This window comes from Desulfobulbaceae bacterium (assembly GCA_015231515.1).
In the GTDB taxonomy this organism is placed as follows: Bacteria; Desulfobacterota; Desulfobulbia; order Desulfobulbales; family VMSU01; genus JADGBM01.
The window spans coordinates 1-4890 of sequence record JADGBM010000165.1 but is presented as its reverse complement, the minus strand read 5'-3'; the positions used below and the strand labels follow the sequence as shown (position 1 = coordinate 4890).

The window sequence follows — 4890 nt, the reverse complement described above, 5'->3', positions numbered from 1 at the left end:
ATAGATGACGATTGGGCAACCGTGTCAATGAGTCATGCAAAGCCAGCTTGATAATTTGTTTTTCTGCTTGCTTCATCTCTGTGATGTCGCGTGCTGCGGCAAACACACCCTGCAGCCTTCTGTCCCGCTGCATTAGTGCAGGCACATCAGGCTCTGGAAGAAGCTCGTAATGCGGGCAAAGACAGGGATTGTCCCGAAGAGTTCAACGAAGCAAAAGCGATGGTTGATAAAGCGTATCAGATTTATGACCCTTGTAAAAGGCAACCGGCTATTGATATGGCTGAATCTGCGATCCTCAAAATTAATGCTCTCTGTTCGGAAAAAAGAACCAGCCAAGTTTACTATGAGCCTAAGATAATCACCACAACAGACGGATCTAATATCACTGTTATTGCTTTTGAAGACATACATTTTAATTTCGACAAGTCAACACTTACTCCTGAAGCAAAGACTATATTACAAAGAAACATCCAGACGCTGAAGGATAATCCTCAGTCTGAAGTCAGGATTGCAGGCTATACCTCTGCTTCTGGCAGTTATGAATACAACCAGGCGTTAAGTGAAAGAAGGGCAACTGCTGTAAGGCAATACCTTATTAACGAAGGTATCATTACGCCGGACAGGCTTACCAAAATCGGCTATGGTGAGGCGAACCCGGCAGTTTACGAACCTGCACCTCAAGAGATTTACTCCGAAGCAGCAAGGGCAAACATGAGAGTTCTTTTTGAAATTATTGTAAGATAGTTAAATTATCGTACGGTAGTTAAATTATCGTACGGTAGTTAAATTATCGTACGGTAGTTAAATTATTCTACAGTAAAAACATTATCGTACGGTAGAAACATTAGGGTTATACGGGTGGCGGGTGGCTCAGCAAGATGTTTTACTTCAATTGAACCACCCTACTTGAAAGCAATAAACACTCATGTCTGGATTTTTGCTCTCTCAGGATCATAAAAATGACAATGTATTTTCACGGTAATGCAAGGGCACAACCCCTTGAGTACCAGAAAAGATTTATATTAGCATCAGGTCATATATAACCTGATAAAAAGGAGAAAAGTTTTCATGAGTAAAGCGGATTTTATCAGGCATTTGTTCACAGGACTTTTTCTAATTGCGTTTGTTACAGGCTGTTATGGAACACATAGCCGGACAAGCACAGGGGAATATACAGATGATGCTTCGATTTCCAACGAGGTCAGGACAGGATTGCTTGATGATCCTGCAATGAGGGGGTTTCAGATCAAAGTCGAATCTTTCAAGGGGTTCGTACAGTTGAGCGGCTTCGTGGATTCAGCTCAGACCTCTGGCAGAGCTACTGAAATAGCAAACTCGGTGAGAGGAGTGAAATATGTCAAAAACGATATTGTGATTAAAAAAAACATTAAAGAGTAAGACAAAATGAGAACGAGCATAATTAATTCCATATGCTCATGCAGGGAATCATAGGCTTTAGCCTTTCTCTACCTTTACCCATTATATTTGCAGCACCGCCTGAACTGATAGTATTGCCAGGGACAAATATTTACGTCGATCCTGACGTGAATGCGGAGATATATTTCTACAGTGGCTATGATCGGGACAGAAGGCTGCAGGGTGTGTTTGCCGCAGCACGCGACATCACAGAGATGAAGCAAGCAGAAAAGCAAATCTGATATGGCGATGTATAAAGCCAAAGAGTCCGGTCGCAATTTGATTCAGTTTTACGAATTGAAAGCATCAGAGGCATAGCGGTCAAGTCATCAAAAATGGTTTGAATAGTCGGAGATCAATGAATCTCCCCACCGCAAGAGGCGGAGTATGAACCCAAGCTTCGCAATCAAAAGATGGAGAAGAAATGAACATACTCAGAACAGTCATGATCGCGATCCCTGAAAAACGTAAAGAGGTTTTGCAAACGATTCTTTCTCTTGTTGAGTTGCAGGGAAAAGATAACGGGTGTCTGAGCTATGGTGTTTATTCTGATATCAAAGACGAAGATTTTTTCAATCTAATTTCCGAATGGGAAAACCGCCGTAATCTTGAGCATTATATTATGTCTTTCAAATTCAAAGTGTTACTTGGCACAAAGAGCCTCTTACGCGAACCTATAACGATGAAAATATTTAAGGTCTCGGACTCTGAAGGGATAGACGTTATCAATTCAGCAAGAAAAAAAATGAAGCTGATTTATCCTGTATTAACGCGGAATGTATTAACGCGGAATGTATTAACGCGGAAAGGAGCCTGATTCTATGAATATTCTTCTTATTTACCCAACATTTCCAGATACATTCTGGTCTTTTACGTATGCTTTAAGTTTTATCGGAAAAAAAGCGGCATTTCCGCCCCTTGGGCTGCTTACTGTAGCGAGTCTGTTGCCTGATGAATGGTCAAAGCGTCTTGTGGACGTGAATGTTGACAGTCTTACGGATAAAGACCTTTTATGGGCAGATATGGCATTTGTTGGAGGCATGGCGGTTCAGCGCAGATCGGCTGAACTAATTATCGACCGTTGCATTGCCTTGAATTTAAAAGTTGTTGCCGGAGGACCTCTTTTTACCTCTGAACCCGATAAATTCAAGAATGTGGATCATCTTGTGCTTGACGAAGCCGAACTGACACTCCCAGTTTTTCTGGCTGATCTGCAAAACGGACAGCCCAAAAAGATTTACAGGGCATCTGGTTTCTGTGATCTTCACACCACGCCACCCCCCTCATGGGAACTTGTAAAAACCAAACGATATGCATCCATGAACATTCAGTTTTCCAGAGGGTGCCCGTTTAACTGCGACTTCTGCAATGTCACTTCTCTATTCGGTCACAGGCCTCGTATAAAAACACCGCAACAGGTTATCGAGGATCTGGATCGTATTTATGCTTCTGGCTGGCGAAGCAGTATATTTTTTGTTGACGACAATTTTATTGGAAATAAAAAATACCTTAAAACAGACCTGCTTCCTGCCATGATTGAGTGGCGAAAAGATAAAAAAGGGTGTGTTTTTTTTACAGAGGCATCAATCAATCTTGCCGATGATCCTGAACTTTTGGAGATGATGGTAAAAGCCGGCTTTGATTCTGTTTTTATCGGTATTGAGTCCCCGGATGAGGTAAGTCTGACAGAGTGTCATAAAACCCAGAACAGGAACAGAGATCTTCTTGAAAGTGTCTCTATTATCCATCGTTCAGGGCTACAGGTGATGGGCGGGTTTATTGTAGGATTTGACAGCGACACGCCATCTATTTTTCAGAGGCAGATCGATTTTATTCAAAAGAGCGGAATTGTCACCGCAATGGTTGGAATGCTTCAGGCTCCTCCGGGAACACGTCTTTTTGACAGGCTTCAAAGGGAAAGCCGTGTAGTCAATACTTTTTCAGGAGACAATGTTGACGGAACAACCAATATCATTCCTCAAATGGGCATAGAGCATCTTCTGGAGGGATACCAAACAATTATGAAACAGATCTATTCTCCTGAAAATTATTACCAGCGGATTAGAACACTGCTGAAGGAACTCAAGAGGCCTGAAATCAACCAGCCAGTAAGTTTTCAGCGATTTCTTTCAGTATTCAGATCAGCTTTCAGGCTTGGAGTCCTTGGAAAAGAGCGGTTGCAGTACTGGCGACTGATGCTTTGGACAATGATCCGCAAGCCCGGACTGATACCTGTGGCAATAACGCTCTCAATATATGGTTACCATTACCGTAAAATATGTGAACTGTATATTCTTGAAGGCGGACTCTATTTTAAAGAAGAGCTGCATTCCTGTTAGATTGAAATTGCTGAATAACAAAATATATATAATCAAAAATTAGAAATAAGTTTTCCAGAACAAAATATGCACAATTAAATTGATGGTATAATATGAAAGAACAACCTGTAATATTGATAGTTGATGACCAACTTAAAAATATTGAACTTCTTGAGGCAAATCTTGTTCCAAGGGGATATGAAGTTGTCAAGGCGGCAAACGGTGAAGAGGCACTGGAACAACTTTCCTGCAATCAGATTGATTTGATTTTGTTAGATGTAGTGATGCCAGGCATGGATGGTTTTGCAGTTCTCCAAAGGATCAAAAAGGATCCTGCACATCACCTACTTCCGATAATCCTTGTTACAGCATTACATGAAACTGCAGATCGGATAAGGGGAATTGAAGCAGGTTGTAATGATTTTATTTCAAAGCCTTTTGACAAGATGGAGCTTATAGCCAGGATCAAGTCTCTTCTGAAGGTCAAAGAATGCAATGAAATGATGTGTAATTACCAGGAAGATCTGAAGTCCGAAGTAAGCAGAGTAACCGAGGTTCTGCAGAAAACCTTTCGGGGCGTTATAAAAATACTTACAGATGTTCTCTCGCTTACAAATCCGGAGGCTTTCAATACGGCACAGCGTACAAGAAGATTAGCACGTTCCATCTGCAAACGGCTCAAGATGGAGAGAATATGGGAATATGAGCTTGCTGCAATACTTTCCCAGATAGGTATGTCTGTCCTTCCATTTGATATTGTTGATAAATACCGCCGAAATATAATTTTTGACGAAAAAGAACAGCTCATGTTCAACAGCCACCCCAAAATAGCTCAGTGTTTTGTCAGTAATATTCCAAGGCTTGAGTATGTTGCCGAGGCGATAGGGTATCAGATGATGGATTTTCCTAAAACCCTCAAAATAGAAAACGAGCGTGTGGCATCAATAGCCCGAATGCTTAAGCTCTCCATTGATTTTGTAAATGCAGAAATGCGAACAGAGGATGCAATAAATATCCTTGCCAGTATTCAGGAACAGACCGGCATATATGACCCAGAAATGTTCGCCGCCCTTGAATCCGAGCTTGAGAGTCTTGAGAAAGATTTTATTGTCAGGAGGATTTCCCCTAAGAATCTTGTGCCGGGAATGCTTCTGGC

6 protein-coding genes are annotated in these 4890 nt (G+C 41.6%); all 6 read left to right on the top strand.

What is annotated here, in order from left to right:
• Positions 1-219 precede the first annotated feature (219 nt).
• Positions 220-744, top strand: coding sequence for an OmpA family protein (locus HQK80_15405; protein MBF0223579.1), 525 nt, complete (start codon positions 220-222; stop codon positions 742-744).
• Between the two features lie 324 nt (positions 745-1068).
• Positions 1069-1398, top strand: coding sequence for a BON domain-containing protein (locus HQK80_15400; protein ID MBF0223578.1), 330 nt, complete (start codon positions 1069-1071; stop codon positions 1396-1398).
• 38 nt (positions 1399-1436) lie between these two features.
• Complete coding sequence (locus HQK80_15395; protein ID MBF0223577.1) at positions 1437-1658, top strand: hypothetical protein; 222 nt, start codon at positions 1437-1439, stop codon at positions 1656-1658.
• A 182-nt stretch (positions 1659-1840) separates the two neighbouring features.
• Positions 1841-2233, top strand: a complete 393-nt coding sequence (locus tag HQK80_15390; GenBank protein ID MBF0223576.1) for an antibiotic biosynthesis monooxygenase — start codon at positions 1841-1843, stop codon at positions 2231-2233.
• Between the two features lie 4 nt (positions 2234-2237).
• On the top strand, positions 2238-3755 hold the full coding sequence (locus HQK80_15385) for a B12-binding domain-containing radical SAM protein (GenBank protein ID MBF0223575.1): 1518 nt from the start codon (positions 2238-2240) through the stop codon (positions 3753-3755).
• Between the two features lie 92 nt (positions 3756-3847).
• On the top strand, positions 3848-4890 hold a 1043-nt coding region (locus HQK80_15380), incomplete at its 3' end, for a response regulator (GenBank protein ID MBF0223574.1).